We start from the raw sequence: 22,848 nt of genomic DNA on the forward strand, positions 1-22,848 counted from the left end.
ACACCGAAAATCACACAAAGCCCCTCGCAATACTGAATTGATCAGCACTTCCTTAGTAGCGGCGGGCGACGCCGTTTTCGATCCGCACGCGATCACCGACCCGAATATCGTCGCTCGTGTTTTGCATCAGGGTTTGATTGGATCCATCCTCCATGCGGACGGTCACCCGGTAGGCATCGGCCTGCTGCTGGTTCCGGTTTTCAAGTTCGTGGCCGACATAGGCGCCACCCGCCGCGCCGGCAATGGTTCCAAGACCGATCGTGCTTCCGGCCCTGTCCTGCCTGACCAATTCGATGGACTGCACGGTACCGTACATCGAATAATTGTCGCGTGAATAGCTCGATTGCCGGTAAGCCAGCGTCTGATCATAGCCATAACCTGGCTGGTTCATGGATTCGCACCCGACGAGGGCGAGCGCGACCGAGACAGCGATTACCGCCCCTGATTTACTGATTGCAATCATGACTTCTCTCCCGAAGACAGACGGTGCGACAAGCAAGCCAAACACCGCCTGCTGGCCCCCTTGTGATTATTTCTTGGCATCCTTTGCCGCATCCTGAACCTTGTCGCCCGCCTTCTCGATCTGCTGCCCGGCTTTATCGACCGTTTTGTCGACTTCCTTGCCGGCACGCTCCATCGGACCTTCCTTTTTCTCGCAGCCGGACAAGCCGAGAACCAGAACACCCATCGCCAATGCTGCGATCGCTTTTTGGCTAAAATTCGTCATTTCCATCCCCTTAAAATCCGATCGTCGAACAGTTGGACGATCATTGTTTTACTACCCTTCCTGAATCAGGACGGGTTCCAGCATACAGTCTCTCAGTTATTTGTCGGGCTTGCCGACCTGATTACCGATCACGCCGCCAACCACAGCACCACCGATCGTTCCGGCAACGCCACCACCGGTCAGGACAGCACCGGCAGCACCACCGAGACCGGCACCAATCGCCGTATCCTTTTCACGCGTTGACATGTTGTCGCAAGCACCCAAGCCAAGGAGCGCCAACACGCAGAGCGTGGCAACTGAATATCTTTGAACCGATTTCATCGAGAAACCTCTTTGCAAATCATCATTTTTCGGAAGCCCCGTGTCTTTACGAGCTTGTGTAAACAAGAATGTATAAAGATCAAAGCGAGGTCTGTACGGTAGCCAACATCGCGATGTGAGCCATCGTGCCCACTGCACTTGGTCGCAGGATCAATCGGTTACTCAATCATGGTATCGACCGTCGCCTTGATCGATAAATTGAAGTGGCCCCCTGAGTCAAGACAGTAATGAGCGAAGTAATCGGCCCACTGCCGCAAATCGCGCCGAAGAAACACGGTGTGCCGTAGATGTGGCACAGTGTGCGTGGTGCCGCTGAAGACCGGTAAGACAATGGTGCTAAATGCCCGCGTATGAGCGTGGTCCTGGGCGACGTCATCGATATTGGTGAATTGACGTGGCGGTTCATAGCCGACGCGCCGATATCCCGTTTGAGAGAGTGAGCTAGACGACGTACCCGATGCGGCGCCACATTCCCCCTGAATGATGGAGCCCACCATGTCCCGACGTAACGCCAAAGTCAGTCTCAAGCCGTGCAAGTCCCGAGTGAACTTGACGATCACTCATCCGAATGCCGCCGGTATCGATATCGGCAGCGCCTCTCATTTTGTGTCCGTACCGCCTGACCGGGACGATTCATCGGTGCGCGAATTTCCCAGCTTCACTGTCGATCTCAATGCCATCGCCGATTGGCTCAAAGCCTGCCGAGTCGACATCGTTGCCATGGAATCCACGGGGGTTTACTGGATTCCCTTGTTCGAGTTGCTGGAGTCACGCGGTTTCACCGTACTACTGGTCAACGCACGTCATGTCAAAAATGTCTCTGGACGCAAATCTGACGTGCTGGACTGCCAATGGCTTCAGCAGCTCATGACCTACGGTCTGCTCAGTGGTGCATTTCGTCCAGCCGAGCAAGTGTGCGTGCTGCGCGCCCTGTGGCGGCAGCGTGCCATGTTGCTCAGAGGTCAAGGGCGACACGTGCAGCACATGCAGAAGGCACTCACGCAAATGAACGTTCAGTTGGCCAACGTCATTTCAGACGTCGTAGGCGAGACAGGCCAGAAGATACTGCGCGCCATTGTGTCGGGCGAACGCGATGGACACGTGCTGGGGGCGATGAAGAACGCCCGCATCCGCGCCAGTATTGCTGAAATCGCAAAGAGCCTGGAAGGCAACTGGCGGGCCGAACACTTGTTCGCGCTCAAACAGGCGCTGGCCGCGTTTGACTTCGCGGGTGTCCAACTCACTGAGTGCGACAGCGAGATTGAGCTGCAACTGCAACGTTTGCAGGCCCACGAGGGAGAGCCCGTCAAAGGTAAGCAACGCGGCCGAGCTCGCAATGCGCCCAAGTTCGATTTACGCACGCAACTCTTCAAGATGTGCGGTGTCGATTTGACGCGCATTGATGGAATCGATGTCACTACGGCGCTGGCCGTCATCAGCGAGACAGGGGCGGATATGTCACGCTTTGCTACCGCCGCGCACTTCACGAGTTGGCTGGGTTTATGCCCGGGCACCAAGATTACCGGGGGCAAGGTGATGAGTGGCAAAACCAAGCGATGCGCCAATCATGCTGCCCAGGCCCTGCGCTTGGCTGCCAGCGCCCTGCGTACCAGCCAATCAGCATTGGGAGCCTACTTCCGGCGCATGTGCTCACGCATGGACAAGCCCAAGGCCGTCACCGCAGCAGCCCACAAGCTGGCGCGACTGATTTACACGATGCTCACCAAGGGCACCGAATACACTGATCAGGGACAGGACTACTACGAGGAACGCTATCGACAGCGTGTGATCCATCACCTCGCAAAACGTGCAGAAAAGCTCGGCCTGCAACTCAATCCTCGTGACTTAGCATCTTGTCATGGAGCGGTTTTGTAGGCATGAGACTTGTGTGGCTTGGGTCGAATAGGTCGCGGTCGGTTTCGGTTGGGGATGAATTTTTGAAGGTTCAGGACAATCTCGGAGAACAGTGCGGCGACGATGCGCGAGGTCAAGCGAAGGCGGCCGGTGAGCACTTGGGGCAGCAGACGGCGCAGATGCGAGAAAGCCAAGGTGCGATTGATACGCCACGGCGAATCTGGGGCGATGAGGTGCTCCGTGGCCAGATAGACCGCCAGCGCATTGAGGTTGTCGCAGAGCATCTTGGCGCCGACGTCCTGACAGGCCGCGAGCCAGGTCAAGCCAGACGTATGCTCAAGCGACAGGCGATGCTTGAGGCGCTTGAAGGCCTCTTCGATGCGCCAGCGCCGATGATAGAGATCTGCGAATGCAGGCGCCGGATACTGCGCACTGTCGAGCAAGGACGTCATGAGCACGCGCACCTTACCGGCGGGTGTCACTTGGCGGATCAGGCGCACGGTCGAGGCCTGGCGGGGACACTCATAATCGACGGCATCCCGGCAATTCGGCGGTGGCAGGGTCACCACGGTGTCGTCCTGGCCGGAGCGCATGAACTGCGTGATGGCGGCAAAGGTCGACGACGAATCGCAGCGCATGCAAAAGGGAATCTCCCGATGCAGCAAGGCGGCCACCAGCCACGCGCCCGGGTAACCGCGGTCGAGCAGCAGCATGTCGTGGCGGTCAATCCGGTCCAGGCGCTCGAACAGCATCTGCCGCTCACCAACCAGGGGGCTGTGCAGGATCAGCGAATCGAACAACTCGATGCCCGGACGAAACAAGCCGAACAGCGTCGCCTCGCGCACACACCGCTTGCCCTCCGCGTTCAGCAAGGTCAAGCGAACCTTGGAGGCATCGGCGGCCAGAACCCGCAATCCCTGCCAGAGCGGCTGACCGGGAAGGGCTTCATCGACCAGCCGCAGCAACTCTGTGTTGAGCGGATCGAAGACATTCGCATAGAGGCGGCTACGCGCCTTCGAGAACGCACTGGCGGTCACCACCCGAGACAAGCGGGTTCGCCGCGCCAGCAGCGTGAAGAACGCATCGAGTTCGCCCTGCACGGCCCCACGCACACCGCTGAGCAGGAAAGCGATCAGATCGGTGAAGGGCAATCCACGGCTGCGCGTGAAATTCCGGGAATCACGGCGAGCCGCTTCGCGAAAGGCTGTGCTCTGAATGAAGTCCGCAAGCCTGAAAAGCACATTGACATATTTAGGACGGCATATTTAACCTATAAATATCAATCCGTTACGAGACCCAATTCTACCCCGACATGGCCGGCTTATCGCGGCGGCTCTAAAATATGCAAACGCGCTAAGTCAAGAGGATTGGCCTGCAACTCACCCCTATTCCTCAGCCCATTTGAAATAGCTAAGACAATCATGAAGATATGCTATGTTTCTTGAGAGAGGTCAGTTTAAGCTGTACATTCGACTTCACTCGTAGCTGGACGGCGCTGCCCCGGTTTTGCCTTTGCTTCGGTTTTTGCTGCTGTTTTTGATCTTTCCTTTGTGATGGAGGACGCCTCTGTAGAGCGTAGCGAAACAGGAGCGTCCTCCATCGCGCCGCCAAACCTGCCCACGTGCATGGCACCGCCACCGAATCATGCGTATCAAAAACAGGCGCTCATGCTCAACGCGTCAGCGTGTGGACGAATCTGACAAAGTAGAATTAACGAAGGACCAATCAAACGCGGCGTTGAATCCAACGAAAACTGGCGTGCCATCGGCCCCTGCCGTGCTTGCCACCCAGTCTCGAAACTTTTGCATCCCGATTGCTGGCTCAAGTCCATCGCGCTCCAGTCTGCCCAGGGACAGACCAGTGAGTTCTAGTGCTTTCGGGTCGGCATTGTTGGTGGTCGGCTTTAGCTCGCAAGAGGACGCTTGTTGTGGGTCAGAAACATTGCAAGCACCAATCGTGAGAAGACTGTATTGGGGTCGTCCCAGAAAACGGAAAAAATCGTACGCTAAGCCGAACCCTTTACCTAGTTGAAGCGAGCCCACACTCACGTCAGGGAGGCAGTCAAGGAAGCGAAGCGCCCCGCCGGCTGCACCCTTGACGACAGAGGGCGCGAGATGGGGTATCCGCGCCAGAACGGACTGGCTGTCGCCCTGCGCGAGCTGGGGCGCATCGAACGCACGCTGTTTATCCTGGACTGGCTGCAAAGCGTGGAACTGCGGCGCCGCGTGAATGCCGGGTTGAATAAGGGCGAAGCGCGCAACGCGCTGGCACGTGCCGTGTTCTTCAACCGGCTGTGCGAAATCCGCGACCGTAGTTTCGAGCAGCAGCGCTATCGAGCCAGCGGCCTCAACCTGGTGACGGCGGCCATTGTGCTGTGGAACACGGTCTACTGTTAACGGCGGTCAAATTCCGTAGAAATTTGGCGGCGTTAAATTTTCAAGCATGTTGTGTGCTTTCTCGCTGAGATGCCGAGTTGCCCCGGAGCCGGGTCAAGGGCAGGCTGTGGCCTTATACAGACTGGCGAAGCGCACCCTTGACGCGGTGGAGGGGCGATACGCTTGAAGGTGGCAGTAAGTACAGCAGTTTTGCGCTTACTGCCATAAAGGCCAGCGGTTTCGCCGCCATATTTCTACGGATTTACGCCGCCGGCAACATCTGCCTGGAACGGGCCGCGAACGCCCTGCGCGGGCATGGCCATGCTGTCGATGACGCGCTGTTGCAATACCTATCGCCGTTAGGCTGGGAGCACGTCAACCTGACCGGCGATTACCTGTGGCGCAGCAGCGTCAAGGTCGGCGCGGGCAAGTTCAGGCCGTTACGACCGATGCAATCGGCTTAGCGTACGATTTTTTCCGTTTTCTGAGATGACTCCATCATGAGCTTGGTCCTGATTGGTAATTAAGGCTTTTTGCCGCTTGAATCGGGCGGAATCTTCTCGAAAAGCCTTTGGGTTTCTGATCACTGGTTTGGCAGGTTTCGATTCGTGGCAGGCCACGCTGAACGCTTTAGGGACTGGTAGCAGTTGCTTCTCCAGATCGACGGCGAGGAATCTCGGGCTGGTGTCGATTGCTTTGTAACGGGCCATGGCACTTTCCTGACTTCAACTCCAGGTTTGAGCCTTGTTATTCCAGTTGGTTCACGGCACGATGCGGCCATGAAGATGCTTTTCCTACAGCGTCGTTAGCCAGCTTCCACGCAAACGCCCTGTTCCTCATTCGCGAAATCGACCACATCGTCCTGCGTGTCGTCGACCTCGAACGCATGCTTCGTTTCTACTGTCAGGCGCTTGGCTGCTCCGTCGAGCGCCGCGAAGATGCGATCGGCTTGGTTCAGTTGCGCGCTGGTCGCTCTCTCATTGATCTAGTACCTGTCGATGGCAAACTTGGCAAGGCTGGAGGTGCGCCACCTGGAGCAGAAGCACGCAACCTTGATCACTTTTGTCTTCGCGTGGAGCCCTTTGATGAAGCCAACATTCGCATTCACCTTAACGCTCATGGGGTGGAGGCTGGAAACGTCGAGTCGCGCTATGGTGCTGAGGGTGAGGGTCCGTTCATGTATCTCACAGACTCCGAAGGCAATGTCATCGAGCTCAAGGGCCCACCGGCTGGCTATGCCTTCCATAATCTGCACGGCGGTGACGACAACGTCGTCTAACCCGCTGACACCGATTGCCGCATTCTCCCTTACGGTTTGCGCGGATGCCGGACGAAGCGGATGATCTTGTCCAACTGGAAGTGCGTTTGTTTTCCGGCACGCTCTGACTTTTTGGTCAGTGCTTTCTGCACCAGGTCCGAAAATGTGACCACGTCCTGCCACGGATAATCGTCCAGAACGCCGCCATCTTGAAAGAACGCAGCAATCCAACGCGCGTCCAGTTCGTCTTGTCCAGTCTCCTGCAAATATTCTGTTGCAGCCATCTCGACGTACTCGCTCAGCTTGGGCACAGCAACTCCTGTAAATACGGTCACCATACACTTTGCGGCGTTGACCTTCCAAGGGGCCATGCCATGCGGAATGCTCGTAAGCATCGGTCATTCACCCCACATGTTGGGCCTCTTTTATTTCATCCTATCCTATACTGAGTTTTGCGTTGCTTGTTTCGAGCGGGACAAAATAGCCAAGACACACCCGGGCGCGGCAGTTCGGCGTGGTCTGATTTACTTCGGCGATTCAGGCCGAAAGTGGGCTAGATTTAAGCCGATGTTGACAGCTGCTTCGTGGAACAGCGGGTCCCCCGCTTGCAGCCGGCGTAGTGCCTGAGGGGCCCTGGCGGCTCGCGGCCCATCGGCCGAGGCGGTGCCCTATGAGCGACGGCACGTCCGCCACGCTGCTGCCTGCACTTTGCGGTGTCGTGGTTCGGCGGCGCCTTCGCGCTCCCGCTGCGAAGTCGAAACATGCAAGCGTCTGTTCCATCCGAGCCGCGGTTCAGACTTTTCCCATGCCATGGTTGGCCGTCCGATTGCACCCTAAGCACCGACGGTCGCCATAGTCCGCCTGTGGATCAACGCGCCAGAAGCGCGTGCCACCGACATCGGCCAGGCGCGGGCAGAAGCGATAGTTGGAGAGGCGGAATAGGCCGAATACCAAATCGCTGTACGCGCCGGTGTCGGTCATGATCTGCGTCGGTTGCAACTCGGTCTGCTGCTCCAGCACAACCGCCAGCAAGATCAGGCTGTCGCGCAGCGTGCCGGGTACGGTGATCGCGTTCAGCCCGGTGCGCTGATCGGACAACAGGTTGTACCAGGGTAACCGGCAACTACGCGGCGTCGAGCGCCCCTACTTCGGCAACGCGTACAAAGGCGAGCGCAGCGGGTTCTGAGCGAACAGTTCTTTCCAGACCCGTGGCGTGAGTTCATGGACGCGGTCGGCGGGGTGCTCGGCGACGCGCTGCAGGACATCGACGAGATAATCGTAGGGGTCGATCTGATGCAGCCGACAGGTAACGATCAGGCTCTGGATGATCCCGACCTGCCTGGCGCCGAACTCCGTCCAGCAGAACAGCCAGGAGCGGCGCCCCATGGGGAATCACCCGCAGGGCGCGTTCGAGGTGATTGGTGTCGATCGGCACGTCCGGGTCGGCGAGGAAGACCTCCAGTCCCCATCGTCGATCGCGCGCGTAGGCCAGCACCCTGGTCAGCGGATTGCGCGGTAACAGCCCCTGCGCCGCGAAGCGTTCGCCAACCCAGGCGAAGAAACGCTCGACGATCGGTTTGGCATGCTCCAGACGATAGTCGCGCTTCCTTGCACCGGTGAGCTTTTGCTCGCGGATGCGCTCTTCGACCTGATACAGGTCCCCAATGAGCGCGAGTGCCTGCGCTGCCGCTTCTGGTTCCGCGTCTTGCGCGTCAAAGAACTTACGACGCGTGTGCGCCCAGCATTGGGCGTGCGTGATCCCGATCTGCGCCGCGTAATGACTGTAGGCCTGATAGCCGTCCGACAACAGCACCGCGCCTTCGGCGGCGGTCAGTCCGAGGGCCGCCTCGACGTGCTTGAACTCGCGACTGGCGAAGAAGGGGAAACAGATTTCGTCGCCTTCGCCATACACCGGCCAGAAGTACGCCGCTTTCAGCTTGCCGGGTGCGCCCTGTCCGGCCTTGATCGGCGTCTCGTCCATCGCCTTGACGCGCGAGCTGCGGATCGAGGCAAACTGCGCCTCGTAGATCGGTTCGAGCAGAGTGATGCCCTGTTGCCCGATCTGCGTCAGCCACGGCCGGCTGACGGTGATTCCCGCATCGGCCAGGCGTTGATGCTGGCGATACAGTGGCAGGTGGTAGGCAAATTTGTCAATCAGCAGTCCGGCGACGAAGCTGACGTCGGCCCGGCTGCCCTCAATGACACCGGCCGGCGCGTTGGCGCAGACCAGTGTCTGGTTACTCTTGAGCTTGATTACCGGCCGGCGATACTTGATCACCACGTAGCTACCCGGCCGTTGCGCCAGGCGATAGCTGTCCTTGTGGCTGATGACCTCGTAGTCCTCGGGAGAGAGGCCTTCGACTTCCGGCGCGGTGAGCTCGACGACTTCGACTGGGACGCGGTTCTCGTCGAAGAAGGGCACGCTTTCGTCACTGGGACGCTTGCTGGTCGGCTGACGGGTATGCGCGGCGACGGGGCGACCTGGTGACTCAGAACCTGGTGGGGGCGTCGGGAACTCGCCGAGACTCAGTTGGCCGCTCGGCGTGACGTCGATGCGTCGTTCGCTTTTCTGGCCGAAGATCTGGCGCTTGAACCAGTCGATTTGTTGCTTCAGTGCGGTGATTTCAGCAGACAGCGTCTGGCACAGATCCAGCACCTCTTGCGGGCACAATGCCGCGGCTTGTTCGAGGTTGTAAACCGTCTGGTAACGTGCTGAATCCATGCGTGTATTTTAACACAAGCCGCTGTTTTGAAGCGTTTTTATGGGCGCTCCAGAGGCGTGATAACGCTTCTTCCGGCGTCCCGGCTCGATCCCTTCGAGGAGCAGTTTCAGACCGGTCCAGTCGATTTCGCACGTGCGCACTTTATCCCAGTTGGCGACGAAACGGCCTTCTTCGAGACGCTTGGCCCACAGGCAGAAGCCGCTGCGATCCCAGTAGAGCACCTTCACCTGAGTGCCACGGCGATTGAAGAAGACGAAGAGCTGGCCGCTCAGCGGGTCCTGACCGAGGACATGACGGGTGATCGCGTACAGACCGTCGAAGGATTTGCGCAGGTCGACCGGCTGGCCATAGACTTGGACGCGGATTTGGCCTTCAGGGAAAAACATCAGCGGCGCTCCAGCTGCAGGATCAGGCCGCCGCCGAGGTCGAGGGTGAGGTGGAAACGAGCGGGCGTCGCCGTGGTTGTGCTCAGAGGGCCGACGTCGACGAAGGTGGCCGGCTGGCCGCTGGCCTTGTCCTGACTGTCGAGGGCGATGCCCAGACGTGTGCGCCAGCGATGGAAGCTGGTATCGCTGATCTCTTCGCGTTTGCAGAAGGTCGCAACGTTCAAACCGCTGCCCGGAAATCGCGACAGCAACGCCTCCCATTCGCTCGCGCTACGCCGCACCCGCGACCCTTCCCCTGCCTTGGCCATCCTGGCCTCCTCCGCGTTTCGTGATTCGAGGAGGACATTGTCGACAGCACGATCGGCGCTGGAAAGAACGCCGCAGAGTTACCGGTTACGTACCAGGTGACGCCGCGCCCGCGATTGAAGTATTTCGGGTTTGGCCCGGCGTGGATGGTGCGTACTGGCACGACGAAGCGCATGCCATCGGCCGAGGCCACGTCACCCCCGCCCCAGGTGCGGGCCAGCGCGATGCGGTTCTGCGCCGCGACCAGCGTGGCATTGCAGGCAATCAGCGTGTCATCGCGCACGTAGTTCTGATCAACCCACAGTAACCGGTCACACTTGAGGGCTGGGGTGTCCGGCCGCACGAACGGTTCCGGCCCGGTGTTGCAGGCTTCGGCCAGCAGCACCGCGCAGAGGCTGGTCGTCAAGTCAGCGGCGCGCGCCATGCGCTCGGTCAGGTGCGTGAACGCCTCCATGCAGCACGTTCGCGCCGCGACCTCCAGCAGGATTTCCGGCAGATCGACGCGCGGCATGCGCGCCTTGATCTCTTTGCGCAAGGCAATCAATGAGGCCGGTTCCTCCAGCGCTTCCAAGGGGCTGAGCACCAGTTCGGTTTTGTCGCCAACGGTTTCGAAGCGAACGGCGTCGTTCTCAGGCAGGCGTGCCGCGACGCGCCGGTAGGTTTCATCCAGTTCATGCGTCAGTGCGGCCAGTGTGGCTTCGGGTTGGATGGTCAGGCCCAGCGAGCGGCAGACGATGGGGCGCGCAGCCTCCCACTCGGCACCGGCCAGCAGGCCAGCGCGCGGATCGGCGTAACGCCAACTCGGGCTGACGAACACATCGCGCCGCCGAATAGCCGCGCGCAGCTTGTCGAGCACGCAAAAGGTGTAGGCCGTGGCATTGACGCGACCATCGGCCTGCACGACATGGCGCTCCCATGCTTTGCCAACGATAGCGGTGGGCGGGTCGTGCTTGGGCTGCTCGTGCAGCCATGTCATTGCCTGTACCAAGGACTGCGCCGCCGGGTTGGCGTCGAAGCGGATGACGCGCAGCAGCGTTGGAATGAAGCGCGTCACGGTGGCTTTCCGGGCTTCTAACTCGGTGCAGAACACATCGTTGGGCGGGCGCACCAGGCCGCGAACCTCATCGAGGGCCTGGGCCAGCTCGTCGCGTCCGATGGCCGTATAGACGCGCTCGCGCAGCTCGCCGTCCGGCAAACCGGGGTCGAGCAGCATCCGGCACGCCTCGGCCAGCGTCGAGGCCGCCAGATCCAGATCCTTGAGCGTGCGCTGCCTGACCTTGCGGTCTTCCTTCTCGGCCTTAGTGAACAGCTCGCGCAGCAACAAGTCGAGCAGGTCGATGGCATCGTCCTGGGCATTGGCTTCGAGGCAGTGGGCGAAGGCCACCAGGGTCGCAACGCGGCGTGCTTCCGGCAACCGGGCTACGGCCGAGACCTTGACGGTGCTGGCGAAGCGCGCCAAGGCCGCGATGCGGCTGGGCGGCACGTGAGTGCCGGGCAGCGTGATGCCCAGGCCGCGCACGGTCTCGATGCGTTGCAACGCCAAGACGAGTGCCGGGGCGCTGACGCGTACCGGCCCCTTGCGCAGCCGATCCAGCCAGGACTGGCGGCTACCCTCGGCGGGCTTGAGCAGATCATCCAGGCGCTGCCGCTGTGCATCCGTCACGCCACGTACCAGAAGACGCCACAGGCGTGACTCCATGCGCGAGCGCACTTCGGCAACGAAGCGCTCCAGTACCGTCACGCCGGGCAGCAGCACCTTGTGGCCAACCAGCCAGCCGTTGGCGTAGTCGAACAGCGCGCTGGGCCGGTCGGTGCCCGTCCAGCACATCGCGCACAGCCAGCGCCCGAGACGGAACTGCACGCCGTTGTCGGTGAATTCGCGGTAGTTGTAGCGGACACGAATCTCGGTCGTGTGCCGCCAGCGTTGTTCGCTCTCGCGGTAGGCGAGCACGCAGGCGGCATCGGTGATGCCGAGCTGCGACGAGAGCGTCTGCAGCACTGCGCCGGGCGCGGCAGTCGGGTCTGCCAAGAAGGTGCCGAGAAAGCGTACCGTTGTCAGTTGCAGCGCATAGCCCAGGCGGGTGCTGTCGCGCCGCTTGGCGGTGATCCACTCGCGGTCATCGTCGTCCAAGTGGGAATAGCGCGCCAGTTCGTCGGCGGAAAGCGACTCTGGATAACGGCCATAGCGTTCCCGTTGCGTGGCAGACAGGAAGCCGACCGGCATGGCGTCAAAGCGCTTCGGCGCAGAAAGTGGCCGGTGTCACGATGCGCGCGCGGCCGATGCTGCCCCGTTGCAGCAGCCCGGCGCGGCGGTCGCCAGACACCAGATAGTCGGCTTCGCCCGCCAAGACCATTGCCAACAAGAAAGAGTCATTCGGGTCATTTGCCTCGACGCCTTCCGGCAGGGGCGGCAGCGCGTCCAGCACGATGGCACGCTGCATGTTGTTGACCATCGTGCCGACGCGGTGGGCAGGCAGGATGGCTTTGAGTTTCGGGTAGCGGCTCGCGCGCCGCAGTTAGTCGAGCTGCGCCCTCGACGTCACCAGCTCGAACCTGGCCACTCGCCAAGCGCGGTAGATCAAGTCCGGCGGACCATGCGGTGAAATCAGCGCGCCAAGCAGCACGTTGGTGTCCAAGATGACGCGCATCAGTGCTCACGCGCCCATTGCACCGCCTCCTCGACGAGGTCGCTCAGCTCCGTCTCACTCATGCCTGCGGCAGCGGTCTTGGCCTGATCGACGGCCCGCTCCAGCAGGTAGGCGCGCACAGCTTCCTCGATGAAGCGCGACAGGTCGCCCTTGCGGCCGCCACCCTGCGCGGCGATGAACATGCGCACGGACTGATCCACGTCCGGCGACACGGCGATGTTCCAGCGAACGGTGTTCATGATGTCTCCAGTTAGTCACTAACCAGTTCAATCATCACAAATCATGAGAAGAATTCAGGATGCGCAAGCCATGGTTGGCACTATGTTGAAGCGGGTCAATGAGCAGGCCGCAGCGACGACTGAACGTCCCAATCGAGTGAGGTAGTAGCGATAGGTATGAGTGACTTTCTTGATCAAGCCGAGCGTACGCAGTCGGGCAAGTTGGCGCGACATGGCGGACGGAGTGAGCTTCAGATAGCTGAGAAGATCGGCACGACGCCAACCGTGAATGTTGAACTCGCCGCGTTGCATGGTTTGCAGCAAGGCTTTCTCGGCAGGATCAAAGAAGTTCACCCCTTTGACACCGGGAGCCGCCCCCAACCGTGGCATGCTCAATCGCTCCAAGTCACGCTCGCCGGCACTGGGGTCATCGAGGCTGGAGAGGAACGCCAGGTAACGTTGGTTGCAGCCGAGCAGGATGTCGCGCAGGTCGATCAGGCTATAGATTGTCTTCTTCAGGGGCGCCAATTCTCGGGTGGCGTGCCTGTCCTTGTGTTCCACCTTGCGGTGGTGTTTGAAGAAACTCACGTCATTGACGGTCGTTTCGACCCGCAGTACGCGGGAGAATTTGTCATACACCTTGACGCCAGCGGCGCCCATGGTGTGCTTGATGCAGCGCCCCTCGATACGGGTGGACAACCGGGAACCGATCTCCTGGGCCAGTTGTGGCGTGACTTTCTTGCCCAGAAAGCTGGAGACGCGTTCTGCGTTGGCGGCCAAGACCGCTTGGCGCGAAATGGCGTCATACAGTGGAACCAATATCTGCTCACTGCGAAACATCAGGTCGGTGGAGTATTCGACTTGGCGCAAGCTCCAGTGATACGAGGATCCAAAGACGTCAAGCACTGGGCACAACCACTGCGCATAGCGATCCAGTCGCGGGTGAAGTACGTCGGGACTGAACGCATCCGCCAGCGCCTGCGCCTGCGCGATGTCGGCGACACGCAGGAAGGCGTTGTCCTGCTGGAGGAAGTCGATCCTTTCTCGCGTCAGAGTTCTTGCCAGAGCGCTGTGACCATTACAGTAGAACTGCAACCCGAACGGTGCCCACGTCGGCACACGCAGGTAGCACAACCCCAGTTCCTCGTCGATGAAATAGAAGTAGTAGTGCAGGCACTTGCCTTGATCGGGGCGCAGGAAAGTCTTGCCACTGCCTTTGTCATGCCACGGTTTGTAGCTCGGACAGGCTTCCATGGCCGAGAGTACATGCACCAAACCCGGTGCGTCGCCGCGACCGGCGAGCACTCGCGCGACCAACTCTTCCTTGCGAATATGGCTTTTGCTGACGTGCGCGATTTCAATACCCGCCGCCAGACACACCTCCTGCGCACGCTCACGAATGCGATCTCGCAGCGGCTCGGCAAATCGCGGGTAGTCGAATACCCGAATTCCGTGCGTGTACAAATAACTCGTCATTCCTGCCGCGTAGCACGCACCAGGCAGCGTGCCGGTGATAATGATCCGGTCAAAGCACGAAAGCACACCATGCATGTTCGTCGCGTATCGTTCCGCCAGAGCCATCGCCAACATGATCGCCTCCTCGGTCATTCGTCAGGCTTCTATCGTAATACCTGTTTGGTTCCGGCTCGTCCGGCTTAGGTGTTTATGTACATGGGTGTTTATACACTTTTAAGATGGCTCTTGTAATGGTTCGATAAAACGATCGTTTTTACGTACTTTAGCGATCTCGCGGCTGCCGTTCCACATTCATCGCTAAGCGGTTTACTATAGTGGTTCGCGTAATCAAAGTTTGATACTGTCTTAATCCAATGAGTAAAACGGAATATTAGGATGAAAATCGGCTATGCGCGCGTATCCACGCGCGAACAGAACCTGGACTTGCAGGTGGACGCCCTCAAGGTGGCTGGCTGCGAGCGCATCTACCAGGACGTGGCGAGCGGCGCGAAGACAGCGCGCCCGGCGCTCGATGATCTGCTAGGACAATTGCGGGCAGGTGACGTGCTCGTAATCTGGAAACTCGACCGCATGGGTCGCTCGCTCAAGCACCTGGTCGAACTGGTCGGCAGCCTGATAGAGCAAAAGGTCGGCTTGCTCAGCCTGAACGATCCGATCGACACCACCAGCGCGCAGGGGCGGCTCGTGTTCAACCTGTTCGCTTCACTGGCCGAGTTCGAGCGCGAGTTGATCCGCGAGCGAACCCAAGCCGGGCTATCTGCGGCGCGGGCGCGCGGCCGGATCGGTGGGCGGCCCAAGGGTCTGTCGCCGCAGGCCGATGCGACGGCACTGGCCGCCGACACGCTGTATCGTGAACGCAAGCTGTCGGTCGCGGCTATTGCGCAAAAGCTGCACGTCTCCAAGAGCACGCTGTACAGCTACTTGCGGCATCGCGGCGTGGAAATTGGCCCCTACGCGAAATCGGCGCAACAGCGGTCAAACCCGCCAGCGACGGCAAGCGCCGAAGCCGATGCGCCGAAGGTCGCCACCGTCCTGCTGACCCTGCGCATCGAGAACAACAGCAAGTTCGTGCGCGGTAAAAAGCGCACGATAGAACACATCGAGTGCTTTTACCTCGAAGAATTCGACGTCACGCGGCGACCGAACGGCGAGTATGAGCTGAAGGTGCCCTATGAGAGCGACGAAGACCTTGATGAAGCCATGAACGAGTTGCTCAGCGACATCGCCAGCGACGCGGATGACCGTCACTGCTTCTCGGAGAGCGATGCCCGCATGGAAGGCCATGACCGCCACTGGTGATGCTCATGGCTTAAGTCGGTTGGCTGTTCCATTGCTCCCCGGAAGCCTGCTTCGCGCGCGGGTCGGCCACACGTAAATCGTCTACGCGCTGGGGCTCACGTACGTTCAGCAGGTGCTGTTGGCGCAGACGGTGCACTATCCGGACACCGCCGGCCGCATTTGTCAGGCCCTCAGCGCGCCGTGTAGCCGCCGTCGATGACCAGTTCGGATCCGGTCACCCAACGTGCCTGATCGGAGGCCAGATAGACCACGCCCCAAGCGATGTCGTCGGGATGGCCGGTGCCCCCCAAGGGATGGAGAGCGTCCAGAGCGACCTTGGCTGCGTCATGTTGAAGGCCGGCGTCCTTGACGTAGCGATCAACCAGCGCGGTGAAGATGAACCCTGGGTGAACCGAATTGACCCGGATTTTGTCGGGGGCGAAGGTCAGCGCATCGTTCTTCGACATGACGCGCACCGCGCCCTTGGAGGCGTGATAGGGCGGAATGTCGGCACCGCCGACGAGGCCGTAGATCGACGAGATATTGATGATCGATCCGCCACCGACCTGGCGCATCGGCGCGATGGCATGTTTGGTGCACAGAAAGACGGCGGTCGTGTTCACCGCCATCACCTTCTCCCATTCGGCAAGTTCGAGCTGGTCGGTCGGCTTATTGACACCTTCGATGCCGGCGTTGTTGACCAGCACGTCGAGCTGACCGAACTGGTCGACCGCCGCCTGAACGGCCGCCTTCACCTGCGCCTCGATGGTCACATCGCAGGCATGAAACGCCGCCTTGCGCCCGGCAGCCTGAAGCTTTTCGGCAACTTCGCGACCACGGTCGTCACGATCGACGATCAGCACTGCGCAGCCCTCTTCGGACATGCGCTGGGCAATCGCTTCGCCAAGACCGTTGGCCCCGCCCGTGATCAGTGCAACCTTGTCTTGCAGTCTGGACACGTTAATCTCCCTGGACGTGTTCACGTTGAACGATGCGGCCAGTGTAGCATTCCGCGGCGACGCGAGGGCGGCGCTGACCCCCTTCAAGGTTCTACTACCAGACCAGCAACGGGTTCTGGGCCCCGTCCATCCGGATACACGCTTGATTAGGGTCTGAGGTGAATGGCGCTAAGTTAAGGCCGTCCAGCATGCTCATCGCGAGCATTGTGGCTTAAAAAGCGGACGCAATACGTCCTTAACTTAGCGCCATTCGGGTCTGAGGTGCAACAGAACAGTTATGCAAATTCACCATAACCGTTCCACTACGCCTCAAACCCCACCTTCGTCAGCTTCAGGCGGAAAATCGATCCAAGCGGGCCGCTATCCAAAAATACCAATGAGTCATCCAGACCCAATCCCGCCCTTCAGGTCATCACGGACTGAAAGGCAGATAACAAAGTATCCCCCAGCTACAGCCATCAACCGCATATCGAGCTGCTGACACGTTGATGATTACTCAAGCACGCCACTTTCAGGGCGGGCCGGCAGCGGCTGATCGAGCGGCGCGGCGTCGGTCAGTTGCGCTGCCAGCTCACGCAGGCTGATACCGCCGACCGACGCGGCAAGCGCCTGCTGCATGTCTACGAACAGCTTGTCGACTGCCGGTGGCGTCGGCAGTCCGACGGGTGAAAGGAAGCGTTCCTCACCGCTGCTGCGTACCGTCTCCAGGATCTGCATCACGCTGATCAGAGAGGGGTCTCGTCCAGGCAGGTAGCGTGGTGGATCGTCGCTGCTCTGCACCAGCAGTTGCTGGCTTTCAAGCGCATCGAGCACGGTCAGCAGGACGTGCCTCGGCATGTCCAGCAAGCCGATGAATTCGGTCAGCGATGGCGCACGCTCGCCGGCGACGAACCTGCTGGCAACCAGGGTCATGGCCGACAGCGCCAGTCGTTCGCGCATGCGGTTGCTAAGTCGCGGTTCGCCGGCACTGGCGTAGAGGTATTCCGGATGCTGGGCGTAGAAGGCAACACTGGCGCCGAAGAGCAGGATCAGCCAGCTCAGGTAAAGCCAGATCATGAAAAGAATCAGGATCGCCAGACTCGAATAGATCGCTGCGTACTGGTTCGACGTCACCACAAAAGCCGCAAATCCCCATCCGGCGGTTTGCCAGGCGATGCCGCCGGCAGCGCCGCCGATCAGCGCCGGGAGCAAGCGCACGCGCGCGTTGGGGATAAACATGTAAATGAAGGTGAAGGCCGCGATCACCAGCAGATAGGGCATCAGCCGGCTGATCGTCTGTGCCAGCTGGCCGAGCATCTCGATCGCCAGCAGGCCGCGCACCGTCTCGACACTCACTACCGTGGCAGTGATACCCAAGGCTGCGAAGACCAGGATCGGACCGACCATGAGCACGCTCAGGTAGCGGCTGAAACGATCGCCAAGCGACCGCGGACGGGGCACGTGCCAGATGTGGTTCAACGATTCTTCGATCTTCTGCATCAGCGAAATCGCGGTGTAGAGCAGCAAGACCAGGCCGAACGCACCGAGCACGCCGACGTTTATGTTCTGGATGAACGAGATGATGTTCGACGTGACCTCCTCGCCTTTTTCACCGAGAGGCTCGAGGAAGGTCAGCAGCATCGGCTGAATCTGGTTATGCACGCCGAAGGCCTTGAGCACCGAAAAACTCAGCGCCAGTAGCGGCACGATCGACAACAGCGTCGTATAAACGAGGCCCATCGCGCGCAGGGTCAGCTGCCCGTCCACGACATCGCGTACCAGCAGTAGCAGCGTCCGTATGACGCGTATGCCGCGCGCCTGCCAGACCGACAGAGCAACTCCCTGGCTACCCCAGATAATGCTCTCCAGGCGACTCAGCAAACCGGCATCGATGACGGGCTTCACTTGGCGACCTCGAGTTCGAGCTGCAAGGTGACCGCCTTGTCGGACGCTGCGCTGGCCTGGCGCGGTTTGCCAGGCAGCACACGCTTGACGTCCACTCCATCAATGCTGGTCATCTCGGCGACAATCGCTTCTCCGCGTTGGCTGGCAAGTTGCGCCAGCGCCTCGTCGGAGACCGGCTGCTCCTTGATCATTCGCTCGAGGAGACCTTGATAGAACGCTGTCGGCGCAGTGGCAAGCGCACGCTGCTTCACCAGGGCCAGCACTTCGGGCGCATAGCGCTCGCTGAACGCCGCCTCGATCGCCACCTGCGCACGCGGGTTGGCCGCATCAACCGGGCCAGGATCCTCGCCCGGCTGCAGCTCCAGCCCCATGCGCCCAACGATGTCGGAGCGCACAGCGAGCGACTTCAGCGCCGCTGTATCGGTCTCGACCGAGTGCGTCGGCGGCACGACCAGGGTCAGCATCGTACGCTCCTTCATCGCCCGCGCGACCGTTGCCAGCTTCTCGCGTTCGGGCGGTGCAAGTACCGCGCTACCGGGTTCGAAGTCGATGCTGTCGAGCTTGCTATCGCTGCTGGCACCGAAGAGCGCACCGAGCGCCTTGAACGGCGCGGTGACGATGCCGGTAAGCAAACTGCCGAAGGCCTTGCCGATCACCGCCCCGTAGGCGAATTCAGGATTGTTGAGGTCGCCGCTGACCGGTAGCCCGATATCGATCACACCCTGTGAATCACTTAGGATCGCTATCGCCAGATCGAGCGGCAGATCCGCAGCACCGGGGGTATCGACCCGCTCGCCAAGTTTCACCTGCTTGAGAACGATCTTGTTCTCGCCGCGCAGCTTTCTCTCCTTAACCTTGTACTGCAGATCCAGAGACAACTGTCCGCCCGTGATCCTGCGACCGGCGAACTTGACGCCGTACGGCGACAGCGAGCTCAACGTCAGGTTGCGAAAAGTCATCTCGATATCGGTCAGTTTCGCCGGGTGGAAGACGCTGATCTGGCCGCGTATCTTCGCCGAACCGTACTTGTCTACTCGCGCGTCGAGCTGCATCTTGGCGCTGCGTGCCGGATCGGTTCCAAGGCCGGTGATCACGCCTTGCAGTTCGTGCATGCGCGTACGGAACTGCGGTCTCAGACTGAGGTCAGCAAACTCGAGCGCGCCCTTGGAGACGCGAATGCGGGCGACTGTGACCGGAAACGGATCTTCGGTCGGAACACCCTCGTCGCCTGCTGTCGCCGCCGCTGGTTCTTCGCCATCCTTGGATTTCTTCAGCACATCGGTCAGATTGATCGACTGATCCTCGGCAATGATCAAACGCCCGGTGGGCTGCACTATCTGTAGCTCGCCGACATCCAGCAGATTCGGTTCGACGGTGAGCAACAGGTCGTCGGTGGTCAGCTTGTCCCAGGTGACGAATGGCCGCTTCGGCTCGACCTCGTCGATCTGCAGCTTATCGACCACAAAGCTGCCTTTGTAGGCCAGTTTTGCACCGGCAACTGCCGGATCGCCATAGCGCAAGCGGCCACTGCTGGAAGCCGTGCCGGAGGCCACAGTCAGCGTGGTAAATTCCGACACAAGGGGCTGCACCGGTGCCAGCGCGATCTCCACCAGCTTGAGCTGCAGGTCGGACGTGCCGTCGTCGGCACGAACCGTACCCTTGGCTTCGATGTCGCCGCCGCTGGCGACCTTGCCCTTCAGATCAACATGCATCGGCGTACTGACCCCGGTTTCGAAACTCGTGACACGCGCAGTGATCGACTCGAGGCCGATCGCCAACAGCGGCCCGCCACTGCGATCCTCGAAGGCGAGCGCAAAGTCATCGACTTCGGTTGACTTCACCGCCAGGCGCCACGCGGCGTCGCTGCCTGCGGCGCCAGGCGCGGCCTCGGCCGCCGCCGCTGCTGCGCCACGGGTGACGATGAGTCCGTTGAACTTTCCTTCAGTGTCCAGCCAGGTCCGCGCCGCGCCATCGGCGATAGCGACCTTGTCAACGGTGACGACCTGATCCTTCAGGCGCAAAACACCGCCGGAAATATTCGCGCGGCCCAGGCGCAGCATTTCCGTCGCGGGATCGGCGGGACTATGGAAAACGGCGTCCGACAAGGCCAAGCTGAGCCCGTCGCCGAGTACGTCGATGGGGCCCTTGGGCAGCGCCACTGTCAGGGATTTTGCGCCCAGGTTCGCCGCTGCGATCTGCGCGATTTCCGAAGGCGCGTCCAGCGCAACGGCAGCCAGTGCCTTCAATTTTAGAGCGACGCCGTCAAAACGCAGGTCCGTGCTGGTCGCAGCCGGCGAAGCGCCGCCAAGGGCAGCGACAATCTTGCTGGCGTCAAACGACGCGTCCTGCCACGTGATTCGATCCGCTCCCTGCTGTGCCGCCAGACCGCTAGCCGATAACTGCGCAGCACGCGCCTTGACCCTGGTCTCCGCCACGGCCTGCGCCAGCGAAAGCTTATCGCTGGCAAGCCTGGCAGCCTTCAGCGTCACCGCATCCGCCCCGCGCCGCGCTGCGACCCCATCGAAGCCGCCTTGCACCTTGTCGATCACCAGATCGAGGCCGTCACTCGCTTGTGACAGCGACAGCGTCTGGCCGGCGATAGTGAGCTTGCCCAGATCGATGCCGTCCGCCCCGCTCTGCGCCTTGAAACCGTCAAAAATTGTTTGCGGCTGGTCGATGACGAGGTCGAAACGAGCATCGGCAATATCGATGGTAATCTGCCCGGCAGCGATCTGCCCATTAGAAACCGTCAGTGATTCGGAGCCTCTCTTGAGACGCATTCTGGCGAGCGACAGCTTCGGCTGCGCCAGCTCGACGCGCATTCCGGCTATCGCAAACTCGACGGAGGGAGCGGTCTCGAGAGCGAGCGTGGCGACGTCAATGACCAGCGCCTGCGCCGGATCGGCATAGGCAAGCGCGACCGCCGAGACCTCTGCAGTGCCTATTGTCACCCGCCACGCGCCCGGCACCACCGCATCCGTGGTTTCGCCCGCAGGCACAACTGGGTCGGTGCCCGGAGCCGTGGCGGGCGCCATGGCCACAGCAGCCTTGGGCTGCTCAGTCGTATCGGTCTCGGTGGCGGAAGTCGCTGCGGCCCGGGACGCAGAGACGCGCAGCAGTTTCTCCCAGTTGAGTTTGCCGCGTTCATCGAAAGCGACAACGACATTACCTTCCGCCAATCGCAACCCACCGAGACTTGCCCGGTGCGCAGTGAGGTCGACACGGCCCTGTTGCAGCGACAGCGTCGCCATCGTCAGCAGCGGCTCAGCGGATCCGGCAGCGCTTAGCGACAGCGAGGTCAGGTTGAGATTGACATCTTGCACGACGCCCGACAGGGTGCCTGCAGTATCGATCGCCAAATCGAAGCTGGCGCCCAGATCGACCTTGCCCGCCAGTGAATCGATGGCCAGCAGGCGCGGCAGACTCCTGACCAGTGTCGCCACCTGCAGACCGCCAAGCTTCAACTTGCCTTTCACGACGATCGGATTGAGCGCCAGGTCGCCGCTTGTCTCCAGTATCTCGCCGGCAGCCGTTTGTGCCGACAGCCGATAACTCGCTGCCGCCTCGGGCAGACTGGACAGATTGTCGATGATGACCGACAGCGGTGCAATCTGCGCCACCAGAGGTTCGTCGTGCCAGTGGTCGGAAAACTCGATGCGAGCCTCGCTCAGCGCGACGCGCTGCACGATGAAGCGCGGCAAGCCTTGGTCGACGTCGGGTTCGCTTGCCGGCAGGCGTTCGAGCAAGCTGGCAAACTTGTGGCGGCCGTCCTTGTCGAGCGCGAAGTTGAGCATCGGCGCCTCCAGCCTGACTTCGGCGAAGGTCCACGCGCGGTCGATGACGCTGCGCAGCTCGAAATCAACCAGCAGCCGCTTGAAAGCCAGCAGCGGCCTGCCATCGGGGTCGGCAAATGCGAAATCGTCGACCTCGAAGCGAAACAGCAGCGGATTGAAGCGTACCTTGCCGACGCTGACCGTGTGGCCGAGTTGCGCCGGCACCTGCTTCTCGAGCTGCCACTTGACGATCGCCGGCAGGGCGAGGAAGCCGCCGAGCAGGTACATCGCGAAGAGAGCCACGCCGATGAGCGCAGGCTTGCTGGTGATGATGCCTCGCAGCCGGTTGGGCTTGGCTGAGGTGTTAACTACAGAGTCGATGACTGGACGCTCCTTAATACGGGCTATCGGCGCTGGAAGGGTGCGCTATGGTGGCAGCCGAAGTCAGTGCGACCAGGCAGCCCCCCTCTTGCCCGAGCAATAGCCCGCTCCTACAACGCCACCGCGACAATTGTTCCAGAGACTGGGAAGCTGTCTGCGAAACGCCGGTCATGCCAGCACGATAGGAACCCATGATAGCCCGCTGTAGCTCTGCAGTATGCGCGTTCGTCGAAATCGGACTGACGTTCGGTGCGATACCTTTCTGAGAGAGACAGGTAACC

17 protein-coding genes and 5 pseudogenes are annotated in these 22,848 nt (G+C 60.7%); 5 read left to right on the plus strand and 17 right to left on the minus strand.

Going from position 1 to position 22,848, the window contains the following annotated elements; all coding sequences use genetic code 11:
- Nucleotides 1–52: 52 nt before the first annotated feature.
- From IPP03_03005 to IPP03_03015, 3 genes are all read right to left on the minus strand, one after another.
- Nucleotides 53–463 (minus strand): hypothetical protein, encoded by a 411-nt coding sequence (locus IPP03_03005; GenBank protein MBL0351692.1) that lies wholly within the window; start codon nt 461–463, stop codon nt 53–55.
- Nucleotides 464–529: 66 nt separating this feature from the next.
- A complete protein-coding gene (locus IPP03_03010) occupies nt 530–727 on the minus strand; it encodes a hypothetical protein (GenBank protein MBL0351693.1) in 198 nt (65 codons plus the stop codon).
- Nucleotides 728–823: 96 nt separating this feature from the next.
- Complete coding sequence (locus IPP03_03015; protein MBL0351694.1) at nt 824–1,048, minus strand: glycine zipper 2TM domain-containing protein; 225 nt, start codon at nt 1,046–1,048, stop codon at nt 824–826.
- 495 nt (nt 1,049–1,543) lie between these two features.
- On the opposite strand from IPP03_03015, the gene IPP03_03020 reads away from it, so the two are divergent.
- On the plus strand, nt 1,544–2,923 hold the full coding sequence (locus IPP03_03020; protein MBL0351695.1) for an IS110 family transposase: 1,380 nt from the start codon (nt 1,544–1,546) through the stop codon (nt 2,921–2,923).
- Here the strand turns inward: IPP03_03020 and IPP03_03025 are convergent.
- On the minus strand, nt 2,905–4,167 hold the full coding sequence (locus tag IPP03_03025) for an IS4 family transposase (protein MBL0351696.1): 1,263 nt from the start codon (nt 4,165–4,167) through the stop codon (nt 2,905–2,907). The two genes, IPP03_03020 and IPP03_03025, sit on opposite strands and share 19 nt — an antisense overlap.
- 843 nt (nt 4,168–5,010) lie before the next feature.
- Between IPP03_03025 and IPP03_03030 the strand changes: the two are divergent.
- Both IPP03_03030 and IPP03_03035 read left to right on the plus strand, forming a co-directional pair.
- Nucleotides 5,011–5,295: pseudogene (locus IPP03_03030) on the plus strand (Tn3 family transposase).
- Between the two features lie 140 nt (nt 5,296–5,435).
- Nucleotides 5,436–5,741, plus strand: a complete 306-nt coding sequence (locus IPP03_03035; protein ID MBL0351697.1) for a Tn3 family transposase — start codon at nt 5,436–5,438, stop codon at nt 5,739–5,741.
- On the opposite strand, the gene IPP03_03040 is transcribed toward IPP03_03035, so the two are convergent.
- Nucleotides 5,718–5,987: a hypothetical protein gene (locus IPP03_03040; protein ID MBL0351698.1), complete on the minus strand. Its 270-nt coding sequence runs from the start codon at nt 5,985–5,987 to the stop codon at nt 5,718–5,720. The two genes, IPP03_03035 and IPP03_03040, sit on opposite strands and share 24 nt — an antisense overlap.
- Nucleotides 5,988–6,106: 119 nt before the next feature.
- Here IPP03_03040 and IPP03_03045 point away from each other — a divergent pair, with 119 nt between their 5' ends.
- Entirely contained in the window at nt 6,107–6,556 is a 450-nt protein-coding gene (locus IPP03_03045) for a VOC family protein (protein ID MBL0351699.1), read from the plus strand.
- A 29-nt stretch (nt 6,557–6,585) separates the two neighbouring features.
- Here IPP03_03045 and IPP03_03050 read toward each other — a convergent pair whose 3' ends face one another.
- From IPP03_03050 to IPP03_03090, 9 genes and pseudogenes are all read right to left on the minus strand, one after another.
- Nucleotides 6,586–6,846 carry a hypothetical protein gene (locus IPP03_03050; GenBank protein MBL0351700.1) on the minus strand — a complete coding sequence of 87 codons (261 nt, stop codon included), beginning with the start codon at nt 6,844–6,846 and terminating at the stop codon, nt 6,586–6,588.
- Nucleotides 6,847–7,330: 484 nt separating this feature from the next.
- A pseudogene (locus tag IPP03_03055) lies at nt 7,331–7,645 on the minus strand (Tn3 family transposase).
- A gap of 33 nt (nt 7,646–7,678) precedes the next feature.
- Nucleotides 7,679–9,257, minus strand: a pseudogene (locus IPP03_03060) (IS66 family transposase).
- A gap of 9 nt (nt 9,258–9,266) precedes the next feature.
- Nucleotides 9,267–9,644, minus strand: coding sequence for an IS66 family insertion sequence element accessory protein TnpB (gene tnpB, locus IPP03_03065; GenBank protein ID MBL0351701.1), 378 nt, complete (start codon nt 9,642–9,644; stop codon nt 9,267–9,269).
- Nucleotides 9,644–9,952, minus strand: coding sequence for an IS66 family insertion sequence element accessory protein TnpB (locus tag IPP03_03070; GenBank protein MBL0351702.1), 309 nt, complete (start codon nt 9,950–9,952; stop codon nt 9,644–9,646). The genes tnpB and IPP03_03070 overlap by 1 nt, the downstream gene beginning before the upstream one ends.
- A gap of 89 nt (nt 9,953–10,041) precedes the next feature.
- Nucleotides 10,042–12,174: pseudogene (locus tag IPP03_03075) on the minus strand (Tn3 family transposase).
- 4 nt (nt 12,175–12,178) lie between these two features.
- Nucleotides 12,179–12,598: pseudogene (locus IPP03_03080) on the minus strand (putative toxin-antitoxin system toxin component, PIN family).
- Nucleotides 12,598–12,837 carry a ribbon-helix-helix domain-containing protein gene (locus tag IPP03_03085; protein ID MBL0351703.1) on the minus strand — a complete coding sequence of 80 codons (240 nt, stop codon included), beginning with the start codon at nt 12,835–12,837 and terminating at the stop codon, nt 12,598–12,600. The pseudogene IPP03_03080 and the gene IPP03_03085 overlap by 1 nt, the downstream one beginning before the upstream one ends.
- Nucleotides 12,838–12,891: 54 nt before the next feature.
- The gene (locus IPP03_03090) at nt 12,892–14,424 is read right to left on the minus strand and encodes a MarR family transcriptional regulator (GenBank protein ID MBL0351704.1); all 1,533 of its coding nucleotides are present in this window, start codon (nt 14,422–14,424) and stop codon (nt 12,892–12,894) included.
- 243 nt (nt 14,425–14,667) lie between these two features.
- Here IPP03_03090 and IPP03_03095 point away from each other — a divergent pair, with 243 nt between their 5' ends.
- A complete protein-coding gene (locus IPP03_03095) occupies nt 14,668–15,591 on the plus strand; it encodes a recombinase family protein (GenBank protein ID MBL0351705.1) in 924 nt (307 codons plus the stop codon).
- A 170-nt stretch (nt 15,592–15,761) separates the two neighbouring features.
- Here IPP03_03095 and IPP03_03100 read toward each other — a convergent pair whose 3' ends face one another.
- From IPP03_03100 to IPP03_03110, 3 genes are all read right to left on the minus strand, one after another.
- Nucleotides 15,762–16,529, minus strand: a complete 768-nt coding sequence (locus tag IPP03_03100; GenBank protein ID MBL0351706.1) for a glucose 1-dehydrogenase — start codon at nt 16,527–16,529, stop codon at nt 15,762–15,764.
- A 492-nt stretch (nt 16,530–17,021) separates the two neighbouring features.
- A complete protein-coding gene (locus IPP03_03105; protein MBL0351707.1) occupies nt 17,022–18,389 on the minus strand; it encodes a YihY/virulence factor BrkB family protein in 1,368 nt (455 codons plus the stop codon).
- Between the two features lie 20 nt (nt 18,390–18,409).
- A complete protein-coding gene (locus IPP03_03110; protein MBL0351708.1) occupies nt 18,410–22,489 on the minus strand; it encodes a DUF748 domain-containing protein in 4,080 nt (1,359 codons plus the stop codon).
- Between the last annotated feature and the right edge of the window lie 359 nt (nt 22,490–22,848).

The sequence above is a fragment of the Candidatus Dechloromonas phosphoritropha genome (assembly GCA_016722705.1).
In the GTDB taxonomy this organism is placed as follows: domain Bacteria; phylum Pseudomonadota; class Gammaproteobacteria; order Burkholderiales; family Rhodocyclaceae; genus Azonexus; species Azonexus phosphoritrophus.